14 protein-coding genes are annotated in these 18,756 nt (G+C 58.6%); all 14 read right to left on the reverse strand.

Translation table 11 applies throughout. From position 1 onward, the window contains the following. A partial coding sequence (gene tssI / locus VNV36_RS21620; RefSeq protein WP_325720352.1) for a type VI secretion system tip protein TssI/VgrG occupies positions 1-1,057 on the reverse strand: 1,057 nt, incomplete at its 3' end. A 285-nt stretch (positions 1,058-1,342) separates the two neighbouring features. After that, entirely contained in the window at positions 1,343-1,963 is a 621-nt protein-coding gene (locus VNV36_RS21625) for a transglycosylase SLT domain-containing protein (protein ID WP_325720354.1), read from the reverse strand. A gap of 44 nt (positions 1,964-2,007) precedes the next feature. Continuing rightward, positions 2,008-2,946 (reverse strand): carbohydrate kinase family protein, encoded by a 939-nt coding sequence (locus tag VNV36_RS21630; protein WP_325720356.1) that lies wholly within the window; start codon positions 2,944-2,946, stop codon positions 2,008-2,010. Between the two features lie 13 nt (positions 2,947-2,959). Then, positions 2,960-4,456, reverse strand: coding sequence for a xylulokinase (xylB, locus tag VNV36_RS21635; protein ID WP_325720358.1), 1,497 nt, complete (start codon positions 4,454-4,456; stop codon positions 2,960-2,962). Positions 4,457-4,593: 137 nt separating this feature from the next. Further along, positions 4,594-6,066 carry a mannitol dehydrogenase family protein gene (locus VNV36_RS21640; RefSeq protein WP_325720360.1) on the reverse strand — a complete coding sequence of 491 codons (1,473 nt, stop codon included), beginning with the start codon at positions 6,064-6,066 and terminating at the stop codon, positions 4,594-4,596. A 15-nt stretch (positions 6,067-6,081) separates the two neighbouring features. Continuing rightward, a complete protein-coding gene (locus VNV36_RS21645; protein WP_325720362.1) occupies positions 6,082-7,185 on the reverse strand; it encodes an ABC transporter ATP-binding protein in 1,104 nt (367 codons plus the stop codon). 131 nt (positions 7,186-7,316) lie between these two features. Next, positions 7,317-8,147, reverse strand: coding sequence for a carbohydrate ABC transporter permease (locus VNV36_RS21650; protein WP_016774872.1), 831 nt, complete (start codon positions 8,145-8,147; stop codon positions 7,317-7,319). A gap of 8 nt (positions 8,148-8,155) precedes the next feature. After that, positions 8,156-9,082: a carbohydrate ABC transporter permease gene (locus VNV36_RS21655; RefSeq protein ID WP_325720365.1), complete on the reverse strand. Its 927-nt coding sequence runs from the start codon at positions 9,080-9,082 to the stop codon at positions 8,156-8,158. A 186-nt stretch (positions 9,083-9,268) separates the two neighbouring features. Beyond that, a complete protein-coding gene (locus VNV36_RS21660) occupies positions 9,269-10,579 on the reverse strand; it encodes an ABC transporter substrate-binding protein (protein ID WP_325720367.1) in 1,311 nt (436 codons plus the stop codon). A 342-nt stretch (positions 10,580-10,921) separates the two neighbouring features. Next, entirely contained in the window at positions 10,922-11,827 is a 906-nt protein-coding gene (locus VNV36_RS21665; protein WP_325720369.1) for an AraC family transcriptional regulator, read from the reverse strand. A gap of 90 nt (positions 11,828-11,917) precedes the next feature. Continuing rightward, on the reverse strand, positions 11,918-12,781 hold the full coding sequence (locus VNV36_RS21670) for a phosphatidylinositol-specific phospholipase C domain-containing protein (protein WP_325720371.1): 864 nt from the start codon (positions 12,779-12,781) through the stop codon (positions 11,918-11,920). Between the two features lie 113 nt (positions 12,782-12,894). Further along, positions 12,895-14,199: a glycosyltransferase gene (locus VNV36_RS21675; protein WP_325720373.1), complete on the reverse strand. Its 1,305-nt coding sequence runs from the start codon at positions 14,197-14,199 to the stop codon at positions 12,895-12,897. Between the two features lie 97 nt (positions 14,200-14,296). After that, a complete protein-coding gene (locus VNV36_RS21680) occupies positions 14,297-17,785 on the reverse strand; it encodes a hypothetical protein (RefSeq protein ID WP_325720375.1) in 3,489 nt (1,162 codons plus the stop codon). 599 nt (positions 17,786-18,384) lie between these two features. After that, a complete protein-coding gene (locus tag VNV36_RS21685) occupies positions 18,385-18,750 on the reverse strand; it encodes a response regulator (RefSeq protein ID WP_325720928.1) in 366 nt (121 codons plus the stop codon). Between the last annotated feature and the right edge of the window lie 6 nt (positions 18,751-18,756).

Genomic DNA, 18,756 nt, shown 5'->3' on the forward strand with positions numbered 1-18,756 from the left:
GCGTGGCGAGGAAGCTGTTGCGGTAGCCCTGGTGGAAATCGCTCTTGTTGTCGGTGACGTCGCTGGTGACGTTTTCGCCAAGCACTTGCGGCTGTTTGCCTTCGTGGAAGACTTCCAGCAGCAGCCACAGGTCGTTCCACTCGGCGCGTGGGTGTTCGGCGAGGTTGAGGAAATGACCGCTGGTAAGCGTTGGTTCGTCACCTTTGCCTTCGGCGAGTTTGTAGTCGCTGCGATGGCGTTCCAGGGCGCGGGTCGAGAGGAACTTGCCGCGCTCGCGGGTGGTGAAGCGGCCGGGGTAGTCGTAGTCTTCCAGGTCCGGGGCGAATTCGGATTTGACCGCGCCTTCGGGCAGCAGCTTGGGTTTTTCAAAGTCGTAGTCGCGGCGGCTGACGCGGGTGGTGCGGGTTTCCAGGCGCAGGTTGAAGCGCTTGATCACCGGTTTCTCGGCGGCCATGCCGGAGTCTTGCTGATAGCTGACCGGCTTCAGTTTGCGGAACACGGTCTGGTCGTCGCCGAACACCAGTTTGTGACCGCTGCTGCTGTGCTGGAAGTGGAAGTGAATGCCTTCTTCTTCGCACAGGCGCTGGATGAAATGCAGGTCGGACTCGTCGTACTGCACGCAATATTCGCGTTCCGGGTACTCGGCGCCGAGCTGGAAGCTGTAGGCGTCAGAGAGAATGCCGCGATCCTCCAGCACTTGAGCGATGATTTTCGGCACCGTCAGTTGCTGGAAGATCTGCTGATCATGGTTGTGCTGCAGATAGGCCAGTTGTGGCATCAGGCTGATGCTGTAGCGGGTCAGGGTCTTGCCGGAGTCGCCTTGCTCGATGCGATAGACCTGACCGTGAATCTTGCCTTCGCCAGTGGCACCGAAGGTCAGGCAGGCGCGCTTGTGCAGCAGCTCTTCGAGCTTCAGGTCGGGGCGGGCGCTGACCAGTTCGAGGTCGAAACGGAACGGTTCGTTGAGGGCTTCGCGACCGGTGAAGCTCAGGACTTGCAGGTCGGCGTTGGCGTCTTCGATCGAGAGGGTGATGTGGGTTGCATTGGCGTCCAGCATGCCTTGAATTCCGTCCGTTGAATAAGCAGGTGATGGATGTTGCAGGATTAGACCGTCTCATTCAAGGCGCAAATGGCGTAGGCGTGGGGGGCGGCTTGCCTAGGGAAAACCCTTAGAGGGGTGGTTTCGGCCAGTAAAGCCGGGCAGCGAATGAATTTTTAGTGTCTGATCGGATGCTATCGCGAGCAGGCTCACACCTGCATTGGAATGGTGGCGGACATGATTAACGCTTCCACCGAAGATCCCTTGTAGGAGTGAGCATGCTCGCGATAGGGGTTTTTGGGGCTACAACCAGTGCCAGAACCGACTCCAGAACCCGCGATTCAGATCCTCCTTGCACCCGGCATATTGCCGCGCATACATGTCCGAGCGAGTCTGCACCTTGCGCGCAGTCGGCAGCAGCCAGGCCTTGCTCGTGTAGGTCCTGTTGCGAAAACCGCCCCAGCCTTCGTGGTAGTTCAGGTACTGGTTGTACGCGTCGTATTTGTAGATCCCGTTGATCGAAGCGGTCTTGTCCATGTACCAGCCGATGAAGTCGATGGCGTCGTCGAAATCTTCGCGATCGGCCCAGTTGCGCCCGGTGCTTTTCTGGTAGTCGGCCCAGACTTCGTCCTTGGCTTGCGCATAGCCGGAAGCGGTTGAAACGCGGCCCCACGGAATCACCCAGAGCAGGTATTTGCGCGGTGTCTTGGCGTCGTAGCGGTAGCCGGATTCCTGATACATGATCGCGAAGGGCACCTGGATCGGCACGCCCCAGCGTTTCTGCGTGACTTGCGCGGCGTCGTACCAATCGCTTTTCTCGCGAAAGATTGCGCAGATGTCTTCCGGCGAGCGGGGCGGCGAGGTGCCGCAACCGCTCAGCAGCATGGCCAGGGTCAGGAGTGCGAGGGTGTGCCTGTGATTCAAAAGCCGTTTCCCGTCATGCGCAAAAGGGCCGACAGTCTACGCGCTCAGCTCAATTGATGACGATAGGGCAGATCCGGACCGGTTTTACTGCAGGTCAGCGCGGCGGCTTGCCCGGCGAACCGGAGCATGCCGTCGATCTGCTCGCGGCTCAGCTGCTGTACGCCTGCGACCGAATCCAGCGAATGTTCGGTCAGCCAGGTGATCAGCGCGGCCTGGAAGGTATCGCCGGCGCCAACGGTATCGGCGATCTTTACCGGATTCGCCGGCACCGACCATGCGCCATGGGCGCGACTGAACACGCTCGCGCCGTCGCCACCGCGAGTCAGGAAGACGAGCTGGCAGCGATGTTCGAGCCAGCCTTCGATGACGTTCTGCGGGTCCTGTTCGGGGTAGAGCAGGCTCAGGTCTTCATCGCTGACCTTGATCAGGTCGGCCAGTTGTACCAGTGTCGCGATGCGCTCGCGCCACAGATCAATGTTCGGTTCAGGATTGAGGCGCACGTTCGGGTCGAGGCTGATCAGGCGTTTGCCGCTTTCGCGTTGCACCAGTTTCAGCAGCGTGTCAGCGATCGGTTGCACCACTAGCGAAAACGAGCCGATGTGCAGGCCACGAACGTCTTCGCCCAAGGAGGGCAGATGCGCCTCGCTGAGTTGCCGATCGGCGCAGCCTTCGCCACGGAAGCTGTAATGCGGCGAACCGTTGGCGCCTACCGCAACCATCGCCAGGGTGGTCGGCGCGGCGAAATCCACCAGATAGTCCGGGCGCACGCCTTCGTCCTGCAGCACTTGCTGCAAGCGGCGGCCGAGGTAGTCGGTGGACAGGCCGCCGAACAGTGCCGAGTCGACGCCCAAACGACGCAGACCCACGGCGACGTTGAACGGCGAGCCGCCGGCGATCGCCTTGAAATTGACTTTCGAGGCCAGACCGCTGGCGTCGTTTTCGCTGAAGAAATCAAACAGGGCTTCGCCACACACCAGATACATAATTGTTTGCTCGTTAAAGGGTTGCGACATGCTGTTGATAGCGTTCGTAGGCCTGCTGGAAGGCCGCGACGTTGGCGGCAATCGGCAGCGTTTCGCTGCGAGCGTCGAGTTTCACGCAACGCTGACACAGATCGGCGAGGCTGACTTCCCGGCCGTACGACCGCGCCTCGCACCACGCCGCCTGAATCGCCGCGCCCAGCGCTGCGGCTTCGCTTTGTTCGGTGCAGATCACCGGGGCGTTCATGATGTCGGCGACGATCTGCCGCCACACCGCGCTTTTTGAACCGCCGCCGATCAGGCAAATGCGCAGGCTTTGTAAACCATTCTGACGCAGTAAATCCAGTCCGTAGCGCAAACCGAAGGTGGTGCCTTCGACGGCGGCGCGGCACAGGTTGGCCTGGGTCAGGTTGTCCAGTGTCAGTCCGTGGACGCTACCGGTGGCGTGGGGCAGGGCGGGCACGCGTTCGCCGTTGAGGAACGGCAGCATGCTCACGCCTTCGGCGCCGATCGGTGACTGCGCAACCCGTTCGTTGAAGGCTTGCAGGTCGAGGTTGAACAGCTCGCGAATTGCACCGGTGGCGTTGGTCAGATTCATGGTGCAGATCAACGGCAGCCAGCCGCCGCTGGATGAGCAGAAGGTAGCGACCGAGGCATCGGCGCTGACGTTCGGCGCATCTGAAAAAGCGTAGACCGTGCCGGACGAGCCGAGGCTCATGGTGATCGCGCCGGGCTGGATATTGCCGGTGCCGATGGCGCCCATCATGTTGTCGCCACCGCCGCTGGCGACTACGGCATTGGGATTGATGTCGAGTAGTTCGGCAATGGCCGGCAGGATCTTGCCCACTGCGGCGTGCGCGTCGATCAGCTCCGGCAGCGCGGCTTGCAGACGCCCGCTGGCGTCGATGTCGTGCAGGATCTGCAAGTCCCACTGCCGCGTACGGACGTTGAAATAGCCGGTGCCGGACGCGTCGCCGTATTCGCTGCAGGCGCGCCCGGTGAGCCAGAAGTTCAGGTAATCGTGAGGCAACAGAATGCGCGCAATGCGCGAGAACACGTCGGGATGCTGCTCTTTGGTCCAGAGCAGTTTTGACACGGTGTAGCCTGGGGCGATGACCACGCCGAGGCGTTCCAGCGAACCTTTCTCGCCGCCCAGTTGCGCGAGCAAGCGGTCGTTTTCCGGCGTGGTTTCGGTGTCGCACCAGAGCTTGGCCGGGCGCAGCACTGCGCCGTGCTCATCGAGCAGCACCAGGCCATGTTGCTGGCCGGAGACGCCGATGCCGAGGATCGCCTGACCGTCGACCTTTGCCACCTGCAATGCCTGGCGGGTGGCGCTGACGAAGGCGTCAAGCCACTGCCGGACGTCCTGTTCGCGGCGGCCGTTGGCGCCGCTGATCATCGTGTGTGGCGCCGCGCCCAGACCGAGCACCTGACCGCTATCGGCATCGAGGATGATCGCTTTGGTGCCCTGGGTGCCGCAGTCGATGCCGAGGAAGAGTTGTTGGGTGGTCACAGTGAGGTCCTCAGGATGTCAGGGTATTTCCATGTATGGTGGCTATTCGCGAGCAGGCTCGCTGCCACAGGGTAGTGTTCCAAAATCCTTGTGGGAGCGAGCCTGCTCGCGAAGACGTCAGTCGCATCGCCGCAGGATCAGGCTAGAACTCGTTCCAATGTTCGCGTAACGCCAACCTCGCGCAGACTCTGGCAGCACCACTCGAACGCCGCAACAAACTCCGCCGACTTCGGTATCGCCGTGCCGAAAATCTCTTCCACGCCGAGCAATCGTTCGGTGATCAGACCATCATCGACAACCAGTTCCTGACAAAACGCCGCGCGAGGATCCGGAATCGAATACGTATCGCCATTTTCATCCACGCCCTTCAAATACAACGCCCACGCTGCGACTACCAGCGCTGCACGCTTGGTCTCACGGCCGTCTGCGATCAAGCGGTTGATCGTCGGAACCGTGAACTTTGGAAATTTCGACGAACCATCCGAACACACTCGCTCAAGCTGATCGGCAATCGCCTGATTGGAAAACCGCGCTACCAGCGTGTCCTTGTACTCGCTCAGATCAATGCCCGGCACCGGTGCCAGTTGCGGTGTCACGTCGAGGTCCATATAGGCACGCATGTAACGCACGAACAGCGGATCGTTCATAGTCTCGTGGACAAAACGATAGCCTTTGAGAAAGCCCAGATACGTCAGCGCCAGATGACTGCCGTTGAGCAGTTTGATTTTCATCTCCTCGTACGGCGAAACATCGTCGGTGAACTGCACGCCGACCTTTTCCCACGCCGGGCGGCCGTTGACGAATTTGTCTTCCAGCACCCATTGCACGAACGGTTCGCAGACCACCGGCCAGGCGTCGTCGACCGCGTGTTTGTCGGCCAGTTGCAGGCGATGCGCGGTACTGGTCATCGGCGTGATGCGGTCGACCATGGCGTTGGGGAAACTGACGTTCTGGTCGATCCACTCGCGCAGTTCCGGATCGCGCAGTGCGGCGAAGGCCAGCAGCGCTTTGCGGGCCACGGCGCCGTTGTGCGGCAGGTTGTCGCAAGACATCAGGGTAAACGCCGCAACGCCCGCCGCACGGCGCTTGGCCAACGCGGCGCAGAGGAAGCCGAACACGGTTTGCGGCGTATCAGGATTGGCCAGATCGTGTTGAATCTGTGGCAAGTGCGCCATGAACTCGCCGTTGCTGTCGTCGATGCAGTAACCGCCCTCGGTAATGGTCAGCGAGACGATGCGAATCTGCGGCTCGGCGAGTTTGTCGATCAGTGCCTGCGCACCATCCTCGGCCAGCAGCATGTCGCGGATCGCACCGATGACGCGTACTTCGGTGTCGTCGCTGTCACCGAGTTCGAACAGGGTGAACAGGTAATCCTGCTCCCTGAGATCGTCGCGGGCGCGGCGATCTTCGGGGCGCAGGCCGACACCGCAGATGGCCCAGTCCAGCGCTTGGCCAGTGTTCATCAAGGCGTCGGTGTAATACGCCTGATGCGCGCGATGGAAACCGCCAACGCCGATGTGGGCGATGCCCTGGCGCGTGTCGCCGAGGTTGTAGCCCGGCAGCTGCACTTCGGCGGCCAGGCGATTGAGATTCAGTTGGTTGAGTTTCATCGGATAGTCTCGAAATCAGGCCGCAGCACGCAGCGCACGGGTCAGCGCTACACCTTCGGCATCGAACAGATGGCAGTGGGTCGGGGCCAGGCGCAGGCTCAGTCGCTCGCCATAACGGCTGGCCAGATCGCCGCGCACGCGCATGGTCAGGGCTTCACCCGCGCTGGTGGTGACGTGGCAGAAGGTGTCGCTGCCCAGGCGTTCGCTGACGTCGGCAGTGACCAGCAGCGTGCAATCGCCGGATTGGGCAAGTTCCAGGTGTTCCGGGCGGATGCCCAGCGTTACCGCGCTGCCGATGCTCAGGTGGGCGGCGTTGAAAGGCAGGGTAATGCGCGTGCCGGCGTCCAGCGAGACTTCGCAGTTGGGACCATCGACGCGGGCAATCTTGCCCTTGAGAAAGCCCATTTTCGGCGTGCCGAGAAAGCCTGCGACGAACAGGTTGGCCGGGTTGTGATAAAGATCCAGCGGCGAGCCGACCTGCTCGATCCTGCCGCCATTGAGCACCACGACCTTATCGGCCATGGTCATCGCTTCAACCTGATCGTGGGTCACGTAGATCATCGTCGCTTGCAGGTCCTTGTGCAGGCGCAGCAGTTCAAGACGCATTTGCACGCGCAACGCGGCGTCGAGGTTGGACAGCGGTTCATCGAACAGAAAGATTTTCGGATTGCGCACGATGGCCCGGCCGATCGCCACGCGCTGGCGCTGGCCACCAGACAGCTGTTTCGGCTTGCGCTCGAGCATCGGGCCGAGTTCGAGAATTCGCGCCGCTTCGCCAACCTTGCGCTCGACCTCGGCTTTCTGCACGCCGGCCAGATCAAGGGCGAACGACATGTTCTTCTTCACGGTCATGTGCGGGTACAGCGCGTAGGTCTGGAACACCATCGCCAGATCGCGCCTGGCCGGGCTGACTTCGGTAATGTCGCGGCCGTCGAGTTCGATGGTGCCGCCGCTGACCTCCTCAAGGCCGGCAATCAGCCGCAGCAGGGTGGACTTGCCGCAGCCCGACGGGCCGACGAACACCACGAACTCCTTGTCGTTCACTTCCAGGTCAATGCCTTTGATGATGGAAAAACCTTCGAAGCCTTTTTGCAGATTCTTGATTTTCAGGTTGGCCATGTGATGGGCCTCCGCATTGTTGTTTTTCAAGATCAAAAGATCGCAGCCTTCGGCAGCTCCTATATGGAATGTCGAATCGGCATAAATCTCCTGTAGGAGCTGCCGAAGGCTGCGATCTTTTGCTTTTCAATTCACTTGACGGCACCAAACGACAGGCCGCGCACCAGTTGCTTCTGGCTGATCCAGCCGAAGATCAGGATCGGCGCGCAGGCCAGGGTCGACACCGCCGACAACTTGGCCCAGAACAGTCCTTCGGGGCTTGAGTACGAGGCGATCAACGCAGTCAGTGGCGCGGCATTCGACGAGGTCAGGTTGAGCGACCAGAACGCTTCGTTCCAGCACAGGATCAGCGACAGCAGTACGGTCGAGGCGAGGCCGCCCTTGGCGATCGGCAGCAGCACGCGAACCATTTCCTGCCACAGCGTCGCGCCGTCGAGACGGGCGGCTTCGAGGATGTCTTTGGGGATGTCCTTGAAGTAGGTGTAAACCATCCAGACCACGATCGGCAGGTTGATCAGCGTGTAGATCACGATCAGCGCAATGCGTGTGTCGAGCAGGCCGAAACTCTTGGCCAGCAAGTAGATCGGCATCAGCACGCCCACTGGCGGCAGCATCTTGGTCGAGAGCATCCACAACAGCGTGCCCTTGGTGCGCTGGGTTTCGTAGAACGCCATCGAGTACGCCGCCGGCACTGCGATCAACAGACACAGTGCGGTGGCGCTGAAAGAAATCACCACCGAGTTCCAGGCGAAACTGAAGTAGTCGCTGCGCTCGTTGATGTGCAGGTAGTTCTCCAGCGTCGGCGTGAAGATGAATTGCGGCGGCGTGGCGAAGGCGTCGATTTCGCTTTTGAAACTGGTCATCACCATCCAGAAGATCGGGAAGAAAATCACGATCGCGATGGCCCAGGCCAGCGTGCCGAGCAGCAGGCTTTGCAGGCGGCGGGATTGTTGCAGGGTCATGGCAGGCCTCACGCTTTGTCAGTCAGGTTTTTGCCGATCATCCGCACCAGAATGATCGCGGCGATGTTGGCGATGACCACGGCAATCAAACCGCCCGCCGAGGCCATGCCGACGTCGAACTGCACCAGCGCCTGGTTGTAGATCAGGTAGGCGAGGTTGGTCGATGCGTAGCCGGGGCCGCCGTTGGTGGTGGTGAAGATTTCGGCGAACACCGAGAGCAGGAAGATCGTTTCGATCATCACCACCACGGCAATCGGCCGCGCCAGATGCGGTAGGGTCAGGTGCCAGAAAATTGCGATCGGGCCGGCTCCGTCCAGGCGCGCGGCTTCTTTCTGTTCCTGATCCAGCGACTGCATGGCCGTCATCAGAATCAGGATCGCGAAGGGCAGCCATTGCCACGAGACGATGATGATGATCGACAGCAGCGGGTAGTGCGCCAGCCAGTCCACCGGTTGCGCGCCGAACAGTTTCCAGATGTAGGCGAGGATCCCGGAAACCGGATGGAAGATCAGGTTCTTCCAGATCAGCGCGCCCACCGTGGGCATGATGAAAAACGGTGAAATCAGCATGACCCGCACGAGGCCGCGACCGAGAAATTCACTGGCCTCCAGCAACGCGCTGATCAACACGCCGAACACCACACTGATCAGCAGCACGCTGCCAACCAGCAATAACGTATTGGTCGCACCGGGCATGAAACCTGAGTCGGTGAGGAAATAGGTGAAGTTTTCCAGCCCGACGAATTCGTTTTCGCCGGGGTAGAGCAGGTTGTAGCGGATCATCGAAAAGTACACGGTCATGCCCAGTGGCACGACCATCCACAGCAGCAACAGCGCCACCGACGGGCTGACGAGAAACCAGCCAGGATTGCGCATGCGCAGCTTGCGCTGGGGTGGCGACAGGTCGATGTGGGCTTTGGCAGTTGAAGTATTCATGGTGATGCTCACTTACTCGGATACAGCGAGTTCTCTGTGGCGAGGGAGCTTGCTCCCGCTCGGCTGCGCAGCAGTCGTAAACCCGGCGATCCTAATCATTCAGGTAAACCGCGATTGCCTGGTCGAGGGCCGCTTCGCAGCCCAGCGGTAGCAAGCTCCCTCGCCACAATTGGAAGTGGATGGCGCTTACTTCGGATAACCCGCGCGCTTCATCTCGCGTTCCGTGGTCTGCTGCGCCGCGGCCAGGGCCTGATCCACCGAGGTCTGGCCGATCAGCGCCGCCGAGAACAGTTTGCCGACCTGGGTGCCTACGGCCTGGAACTCAGGAATGGTCACCAGTTGAATGCCAATGTACGGCACCGGTTTGAGCGTCGGTTTGCTCGGGTCGGCGGCCTTCAGCGATTCCAGCGTCACCTTGGCGAACGGCGCGGCGCTCATGTATTCAGCGCTATAAGTCGAGGCGCGGGTTCCAGGCGGCACGTTGGCAATGCCATCGGTTTTGGCGACCAGTTCGCCGTACTCTTTGGACGTGGCCCAGGCGCTGAAGGTTTTTGCCGCCTCTTTGGCCTTGGAGCTGGTCGGAATCGCCAGCGCCCACGAGTACAGCCAGGCGGAACCTTTGTCGGTGACCTGATGCGGGGCGAAGGTGAAACCGACGTGATCGGCGACCTTGCTTTGGGTCTTGTCGGTGACGAACGAGCCGGCGACGCTGGCATCGACCCAGATCGCGCATTTGCCGCTGTTGAACAGGGCAAGGTTTTCATTGAAACCGTTGCTGGACGCGCCCGGCGGGCCGGATTTCTTCATGGTGTTGACGTAGAAATTCAGCGCGTTTTTCCATTCCGGCCCGCTGAATTCCGGTTTCCACTGCTCATCGAACCAGCGCGCGCCGTAGGCGTTGGCGACTGTTGTGACCAGCGCCATGTTCTCGCCCCAGCCAGCCTTGCCGCGCAGGCAGATGCCGTACTGCTCTTTGTCTTTCTGGGTGAGCTTTTCGGCGAAACCGGCAATCTCTTCCCAGGTCGGACGCTCGGGCATGCTCAGCCCGGCTTGTTTGAACAAATCGGTGCGGTAGTAGGTGATCGAACTCTCCGCGTAGAACGGCAGGGCATACAGCGAACCCTTCACCGACAGGCCTTCGCGCACCGACGGGAAGACATCGTCAAGGGCGTAACTGGCCGGCAGATCCTTCATCGGCTCCAGCCAGCCCTTGCCGCCCCAGAGTGCCGCTTCGTACATGCCGATGGTCAACACGTCGAACTGGCCGCCCTGAGTGGCGATGTCAGTGGTCAGGCGCTGACGCAACACGTTTTCTTCCAGCACCACCCAATTGAGCTTGATGTCCGGGTGCTCGCTCTCGAAGGTTTTCGAGAGTTTTTGCATGCGGATCATGTCGCTGTTGTTGACGGTGGCGATGGTCAGGGTCTGGGCGCCAAGGCTGACGCTGCTGAGGGTCATGCAGGTGAGAGCGAGCAGAGCTTTTGCGGTGGGTTGCATCGTGCACTCCTTTTCTGACACCCGACGGGGCAGAAGGACAGTTATTGTTTTTGTGTCTTCCGAATGCAGGAAGAATGTGCGCTGATTACAGCCTTCAATTGGGGGGCTGACAAATCATCCCTAGCACTTTTGTTGATACTTTTTTGCACTGGGGTTTGGTTGGGTGAGCGCTGGGAAGGGGTTTTGCGCGAGGGAGGGTTAGCGAATGCGTACAGATTTCTGATGCCGGGCACAGTCTTTTGTGGGAGCGAGCCTGCTCGCGAAGACGGTGTGTCAGCCACAGGGTTTTTTAATGAAAAGATGCTTTCGCGAGCAGGCTCGCTCCCACTGCGAACAATGGTGTTACAGGTGGTTTTGTTCTGTGAGGCGCTGCACCGCCAGCCGCCGGTAATGCGACGGCGTCATGCCCTTGAGTTGCTGAAAGCGCCGATTGAAGTTGGAGATGTTGTTGAATCCCGACTCAAAGCACACCTCGGTCACCGGTTTGAGGCCATCGGCCAGCAGTTCGCAAGACTTGCTGATGCGCAAACGGTTGACGAACTCGATGAAGTTGCGCCCGGTGGCTTGTTTGAATACGCGGCTGAAATAGGTCGGCGTCATGCCCAGGTGCTCAGCCACTTCCTCCAGCGAGATGTCCCGGGCGTAGTGGCTGAAGATGTAATCGACCGCACGGTTGGTGCGGTCAATATTATGTTCGTCGGCAAGTTGCGGCGTGGTGGCCCCGGACAACAATTGGAAATCATCGCTGGCCGCGAGCAACTCCATCAGGATGAAGAAGTGTCCGAGGCGAGTGATACCCGTGCTGTCGGCGATGCGCTGCATCAGTGCCATGGCCTGGCGGATCGTACGTTTGCAGCGGAACTCAATGCCGTACTGCGCACGCTCCAGCAACGGTACAAGAGTTTTCAGTTCGGCGAATACCTGATGCCCGCTCTCGAACAATTCTTCGGTGAAGTTGACCAGCATGTCGCGCTTCTCGACTACTTCATCTTCTGCCACCTGGCTGATCCAGTTGTGTGGCAGATTCGGGCCGGTCAAAAACAACGTTTCCGGATAGAAGTTGCCGATGTAGTCACCGATGAAGACCTTACCGGAACTGGCGACGATCAGGTGCAGCTCGTATTCCTTATGAAAATGCCAGCGCACCAGAGGGCAGGGGAAACCATGCTGGCGATAGATGATGGACAAACCGTTGTGGTCGTCCATCAACTCGTAGGAGGGGTCGGTCACGCGAGCGGTTCGGGTCATGACAGGGCACTTTTTTATAATAGCTGCGCGATCATGCCTCGTTTTTCGACCTTTGTGCCACTTGCGGCCAATCCTTGCCAGGCATTTTACTCAGTCGAGCTTGGCGCGGGCTTTTTGCAGATTGGCCATCTGGCAGAAGCGCACAATGTTCGAGTTTTTGATGAAGTCGAAATTGATGATGTTGCACTTGCTCGCCCAGTCTGATTTTTCCGGATCGAACCAGCTGTCGAGACTGTCGAGGATCCGCTGGGGGCCGCCGAGGGTGTAACTGGTTGCCGACAGCGACCATGGCCGGCGCGTACTGACCGGCAAGCTCAATACGTTATTGATATAACCATGCAGATCCGAGGTATTGACCTGCGCTTGACCGATCCATTTGTGAGTGATCTGGTTGTAAAAGCGATAGTCCTGCGTGTCCCAAGTCATCGACGCTGCCACCATGATGCGTTGCAATGGGTGGATGGCTTTGAGTTGGCCCAAGGTCAGATGCAAGTTTTCGGTGGGAATGATTCGCTCCCCGAGATGTTCCAGTAACGCTATTTTGAATTCCTTGTAATTGAATGGATCTTGAGCGTCAGATAGTTCATGGAAGTCGAGGATGACAAATTCATCCGGACTTCTTTCATAAAATCCCTTCAAGTCCCGGATCAGGTCTTCGAGAGTGCGCGAAGAGGTATATCCATTGTGGTGGAAACGGAACCTGGCCAAATGTTTCGCTTTGTTGTTGTAAACAAGGCGTACGTCGAGTGCGCGAGCACCACGATTCAATTGTGAATAAAAAGAAATATCCTGGCAGGCAAGCCAGTTTTTACCAGGGATCAGCGCATAAGATGCCTCCCAGTCGCAACCAGCGTTATGCGTGCCGGGTAAAGTCATTTCAAACAGCGAAAGATTATCGATTTGCGGGGTGTCAGCCATCCATTGATAGGCTTGAAAACTGCCAAAGTTGTCCATGTTGTACATCCTGCGAGTTTGTTAAGTAATAGAGTTTGCGCGCAGGATGTTTATAAGATTAATTGGCTGAAGGAGGAAGTTTGCTTGTGATGCAATTCGTGTAACTGGTGTGATTATTGATTTTTTGGGTGTGGTCGATTTTTGGCTTCAATCCATTGGGCCATGTATTGAGTGCTCTTGAGCGTGTGGTGGCGTAACATGGCACCGGTAAAGTTGTTGGTTCTAAGTTGTACCAAGTGTTCGCGGCACTCAATGATTTTGCCAATAAGCGCGGCGCCGTGAATGCTGCGTTGATAGCGTTGACGCACAAGTGTTTCCCCCAGGACCTGCGCCTGCTGCCAGCGCGCCGGGTCCTCGTGGAGTTGCACGGCCTGCTCGGCTAACGCGTGCGCGCCGAGAGCAACGGCTCCCGGCCACGGACTGTCGCCGTGCATGGCTTCGGCACCAATCGGGGTGGTCACGCTCGGTGTGCCACACAGCATCGCATCGAGCAGTTTGCCCTTGATTCCCGCGCCAAAGCGCAATGGTGCCAGGCAGACGCGGGCGGCTGACATGACCTCGAGCGCATCTTCAGCCCAATTCATGATGTGAAAACCCTGGGCCGGGTTATGCAGAGCGGTGGCCTTGGGCGGCGTATACGCTCCATAGATATGCAACTGCGCGCAAGGCAATTGCGCGCGAATCAACGGCCACAGTGTGGTTTTCATCCAGAGCACCGCATCCCAATTGGGTGCATGCCGGAAATTGCCGATACTGAGGAAATGCGCGCGGGCGGCGAACGTCCTTGATGCTGCTGCGGGAGGCTCTACCATCAACGGGCACCAGTGCAGGAGCTGGCGAGGAAGACCGAATTCCTGCACAAGCAGATTGATTTCGAATTCGGAAATCATCAGGTTCAAGTCACACCGGTAGAGCGCGGCGATTTCCCGCTTGGCCAGGTCGGTACCGGCCATGAGCTGGAACTCGTCACGCAACGCAGGCGAAAACAGCTCAGTGAAATCAGCTTGGTCATCGTTGAATTTCAGCCGCTCTTTCAAGCGCTGATGCCGCGCATGACGCAGACTTTGCAGATCGGATGTTTCCAGGATGCGAAGGGCGTCCGGGCAGTGTTTCTCCACGCGCCAGCCGAACTGTTCTTCCATCATGAACTGATCGAACAGCACGATATCCGGGGCCAGCGCCCTGATGAACGTATCGAAACTGCTGCTGTTGAGCTCGATCGGTACTTCACGAATCCCCAGGGTAGTGAGATCGGCCTTGTGCTCGCCCGGACCAGCCGGGCTGCTGAAGGTGATGTCCCAGCCCTGATCGACGAAAGTCTCGAGAATCTGCATCACGTGCCCGCTGGCCGCTGACGAGCGCGGCTCTGGCCAGACGTAGCCGATGACCAGAACTTTGGTGGTGCGCGAATGGCTCACGACTGTTCCTCTGACCCATGAAAAAAGGGCGCAATTAAACCACAACGAAGTGATTGAAATGCACCCTGTACCACTCAGCGTCGGATCGTTTCAGCGCTTAACCGACCGGCTTGGCAAGATTGAGCAGCACCGGTCCCGGCAGAAACTTGCCGGCAGCGGTGCGCCTTACAGCATCGTTCATGGTCTTCACATTGAAACTCAATATGGCCGGCCGGGTTTGGGCCTGGTCGAGCAGAGACACCGCGAGCATATAGGACTCGGCGTTGGCCAGCGCGGGGTGATCTTGAACCAGTTTCGGCAGACTGCCTTTCAACTGATCGTAGAGAACGAATCCCGGTCGGTGCGCCAGCGCATGGTGTGGATTGATCAGGTTGTCCGGATGAGCTTTTCGCGCATCGCGCGCCAGCTCCAGCAAGCCCACGGCATCGAACTCCGCATGATACAACTCGGGATAAACCTTGCCGTAATACAGATCGAGGGTGTCCGGACCACCGTGAGACATTTCGTGAATGAGAACGTCGGCAACGCTGCCGTCGTCGTAGCGCAGCGACTTGTAGAGTTCATCCAGATTGTCAGGATAGATCGACAGAAACCTGCCTGCGGACTCGTCGATTTTCTGACCAGAGCGCAGCGCCGTCTGCCACCGTTTGTAAGCCGGCGGCGACAGCGACGCGATCACGCCGGGTTCATGGGGGCGGAACGTTATGTTGCTGAAGGTGATCGATTCGAGATCCTTGCGCATGGCGCTGAGGTGATTCGCCACATGTTTGGCCATTTCATCGGAATCATTGCCGAATACGTGCCTGAGCACCGCGCGAATGTCGTCGTTGGAAGACAATTGCGACAGCGAACTGATGGAGTTGTCCAGTTTGGCCCGGGCATGCGGAATGGCTTTGTTCAGATAGCCGCGGGTGTAGCTGAACGGCTTGAAGCGGCCAAACAGGCGCTTCAACGGGGCGAAATTACCCAAGTCGAGTATTTTCAGGCGGGGACCCCAGGCGCCGCCGGTGCGGATGTTCAGCGCGTGCCAATTCTGATTGCGCTCGAGCACTGCGATATCGAGTGCCTCGCCAAGCGCATCGACCCCTCGCCAGGTTGCCTGACGCACATCGCCGGTGCGGGACAGCCTGATCCAGTCACGACCCTCGGCGCCATGCATCAATCTTCTCAATTGCACGCTGGCGGCGTGCGCGGAGTCGAGCGCATTTTTGCCGGCAAGTACGACGCCGCGCTTGACCAGGCGAAACCCTTTGCGGGCGAGGGAAGGCAAACCATCGAACGGGTTGATCAACGACGCGGCCGATCGGGCGACGGCTTTGGCGACTTTCAACAGCTTGAGAGTAGTCGAGCCGCTCTTGGCGAGAATGCTCGCTGCCGACGCGCCGAGACCGACGAGCAGGCCGATGACCGACAGGCCGTCAAGAACGCAGCCACCAATGCCTTCGGCGACGCGGTCGGTGCGCCCGGAACGAATGTCTTCAATGCACTGTTTGAATGGCACGATGACGTTGATTGCCAGGTTTTCGACGATTTCCCTGCTGGTGCGCCACTCTTCCAGCCCGTTGCGCACATCCAGTGCTGTATACAACTCTTCGCGACGGGCGACGGGATGGATATCGAGCAGGCACGTGGCGAGCTCATCCAGTTGTGCAGAAAAGAACAGGGGAACCGCGCGTACATCAGTCGCTTCGAGGTGCAACTGCCAGAGCTTCTCCACCACCACTTGGGAAGTCACGTCCTGGCGTGGTTCGCTGCCCTCGCGGTAGGCGGCATAATCGAGGGGCCATTCGCGGGCTTTGTTCTTGTCCTGGAAATCGTACTTGCTGCCGGTAAACGAGAGGGTCGGACGCTGATGAACGAGACCGGTGTCCCGCAACATGAGCGCAAGATCGGGACGCTCGTAACAGGCGCCGCGCAAAGTGAACAGTTCGTAGGCGCGGATCTGATCTCCGTTGTTGCAGCAGAGGATGATCCCGTACCGCCCATTGGCCTCGTCTCGCTGGATCTGCGTTTCCTGTTGCGGATTCGCTGGATTGACCTCTTTCCTGACGGTGTAGAAGGACATTTGGCCGTTGGTCAGGGCGACACGATCGCGCTCAGGCATCTGCGTGATGGCCATTTTGATCAGCGACGACAAGCCCTCGCGCACGTTCTGGTAGTAACGATCAAATTCCTGGTCAAACAGCTGCGAAGGTGACTGCAGTTCGGCCAGGCGGGAGAAAGCATTGGCTGGGGGGTGGAAGTTATCGAGGGTCTTGAATTTGTCCGACAGTTGTCCGTCCTCGACCAGATCCCCGGAAAGGTACAGATCCAGAATCGACAGGCGCATGCGCAGCAGGCTGTTGAGTGCGTATTCGTTGTTGTCAGTGGCGCTGGCGAGGAAATCCCAGAAATCGCTGAGGATTCCCCCCGGATGTATAGCCTTCAAATTTTCTAGCCAGCGACGTTCGCCGATACTCTCCAGGTACTTGATCTGGAAGGCTTGTTGCTCAAGGTAGGAGCCGGCGGGCATCACCTGCTCCAGCGCACGCAGCGCGATTTTGCGCCGGTCGGGGGGCACGGTGGACAATCCGGTCTCAGATTGGGCCAGGGCCTCCATGTAGCGCGAGAAGTACGCGCTGGCCTCGATCACCGCTGCCTTGTCGTAGTCTTTATTGCTGCGGTAGGAAATGACCCCGTTCAATACCGCCCAATCCACCACTGCGGGAATCGCTGCGGCCTCGTACAGCTTTTCGAGCTCACCGGAAACCGGTGTCAGCTCGGAAAATGTCTTGAGTTGCGCAAAGGTCATCGCGCGCGTGCTGCCAGGTGCGGCGTGTTCGATGATGGCAACGTTCTGGCGAACGGTGACCCAGCCAGGTTTGTCCAGCGTCAGCCCGGAAGGGATCTGTCCGATCAGCAGCTCCGGTGCCCCACCCGCCAGTAACAGATGTGCTGCCAGTGGGCTGTTGTGTGGTTCGCTCAGGCCCTGCTCAATCAGATGCTGTTCGAACAGGACGCGTACTTCAGCCGCGCTTCGTGCGGCGTTCTCCGGTTGGTAGAAATCATAGCCGGCAACAAGGGGTTGATCGGAGCGCAATTGCATATCGATGATCAGTGCAGCCAGGGTCAACTCGTTGAGCTGGCGCTCGCGAACATCCGGATCGCCCGCTTCCAGATGCCAGCCAAGCCGTTGATGCAGGGTTTCTCCCAAAGCGCGAGCCGTCTTGCGACTCAGGATGTTTTGCAGAAATTTGTCTGCGTGGTCGCGAATTTCTTGCGCAGGGATCAGGTTGAAGTTGGCGAACGCGAGTGCCTGCAGCAGGCTTGTCGCGCCTTGGGTCAGTTCATGCGCTGTCTGGGTGATGACTTTGCGGTCTGCAATCGATAAATGAAACGGCGAGGATACGTCGGCGTGCAACAACTCGTGGTAGTCGCCCAAGGCCGGCGGCTCAGGCAGTTCGAAGGCAAGCCATTCGATCAATGCTCTGGTCTCGCCAATAGTAGTCGGCACGTTATAACCGTTGAAATTCAACCATTGTGCGATGCCAACCACTTGGCCGGAATAAACGACGCCACCGATGCTTTTTGCCAGATCGGCGAGCATGTTCAGCTCTTCGGAAAATATGGAAGTTTCTTTGCTATCAAATGCAACGCTGAATCGAGGAGATTCCAACTCAGAATCATAAACAACGAACATGCTGGCGTTGGCGTCAACTCCTAGCTGAATGTCATCGGCATATGAATGTTTGCGTAATAGCTGGGTAAACTCGGGAGTTGCGATCATTTTGTCAAAGACATGTCGTGCTGGCTCGCAGCGTTCGTCAAAACTGCTACCGCTGACTCGGGGTATGAAGCGGTCTTGCACATTGAAAACACTGGTAAAAGGCAGCGAGGCGCTTGCCGAGTAATAACCAGTCGAGACTGTAAGCTCGCTCGCTTCAAGCGCTTTGGCAAGTGCCTGGGCAATAAGCGCGCGTTCCTGTTTGTTGTATGTGGAGCGATCGACGGCAGCAGGCACGTCGGACGAGATAAATTTCATTGGCTCTATCCTGATTGAATGTCGAAAGTTCTCTGGCTGAATGTTCGTTATTCATTAACGTAGCCAAAGTTCGTTCAGGATAGAGGGTGCAAGTTATTGAATGGCAGCGTTAGTTGATTGCTGATTATTTGGTGATATGACAAGTTGCTTCTGCGTTGGACTAGTCAGGGGTTTTTCAGGATGCTTTTAACTTTGTCGCGCAGTTGATCAATGGAGAAGGGTTTGCCGATAATATTCATGTCGCCGGGTGCTGCGATAGCCTCGGCATAACCGCTGGCAAACAGGATGGGTAGAGCAGGGCGCAGCTTGCGCGCCCGGTCAGCGAGTTCGCGGCCATTCATGCGAGGCAGGCCGTAGTCGGTCATCATCAAATCGATCGGTTTGCCGGTGTCCGCGAGAATCTCAAGTGCCGCGTCACCGTCTTCAGCCTCAAGCACATTGAACTCCAACTCCTCCAGCACATCGACGATCAGCATGCGCACGATGGAATCGTCTTCGACGACGAGGATGGTGGATGGGGTGGCAGACATGGCGGG

The organism is Pseudomonas sp. (assembly GCF_035554175.1).
Taxonomy (GTDB): domain Bacteria; phylum Pseudomonadota; class Gammaproteobacteria; order Pseudomonadales; family Pseudomonadaceae; genus Aquipseudomonas.

Coding starts and splice junctions, on each gene's coding strand:
- VNV36_RS21630 (WP_325720356.1), bottom strand. CDS start 2,946: ATGTATCTGGTGTGTGGCGAAGCCCTGTTTGATTTCTTCAGCGAAAAC.
- VNV36_RS21640 (WP_325720360.1), bottom strand. CDS start 6,066: ATGAAACTCAACCAACTGAATCTCAATCGCCTGGCCGCCGAAGTGCAG.
- VNV36_RS21645 (WP_325720362.1), bottom strand. CDS start 7,185: ATGGCCAACCTGAAAATCAAGAATCTGCAAAAAGGCTTCGAAGGTTTT.
- VNV36_RS21650 (WP_016774872.1), bottom strand. CDS start 8,147: ATGACCCTGCAACAATCCCGCCGCCTGCAAAGCCTGCTGCTCGGCACG.
- VNV36_RS21655 (WP_325720365.1), bottom strand. CDS start 9,082: ATGAATACTTCAACTGCCAAAGCCCACATCGACCTGTCGCCACCCCAG.
- VNV36_RS21660 (WP_325720367.1), bottom strand. CDS start 10,579: ATGCAACCCACCGCAAAAGCTCTGCTCGCTCTCACCTGCATGACCCTC.
- VNV36_RS21665 (WP_325720369.1), bottom strand. CDS start 11,827: ATGACCCGAACCGCTCGCGTGACCGACCCCTCCTACGAGTTGATGGAC.
- VNV36_RS21670 (WP_325720371.1), bottom strand. CDS start 12,781: ATGGACAACTTTGGCAGTTTTCAAGCCTATCAATGGATGGCTGACACC.
- VNV36_RS21680 (WP_325720375.1), bottom strand. CDS start 17,785: ATGCTCGCCGATCTGGCAAAAAGCATCGGTGGCGTCGTTTATTCCGGC.
- VNV36_RS21685 (WP_325720928.1), bottom strand. CDS start 18,750: ATGTCTGCCACCCCATCCACCATCCTCGTCGTCGAAGACGATTCCATC.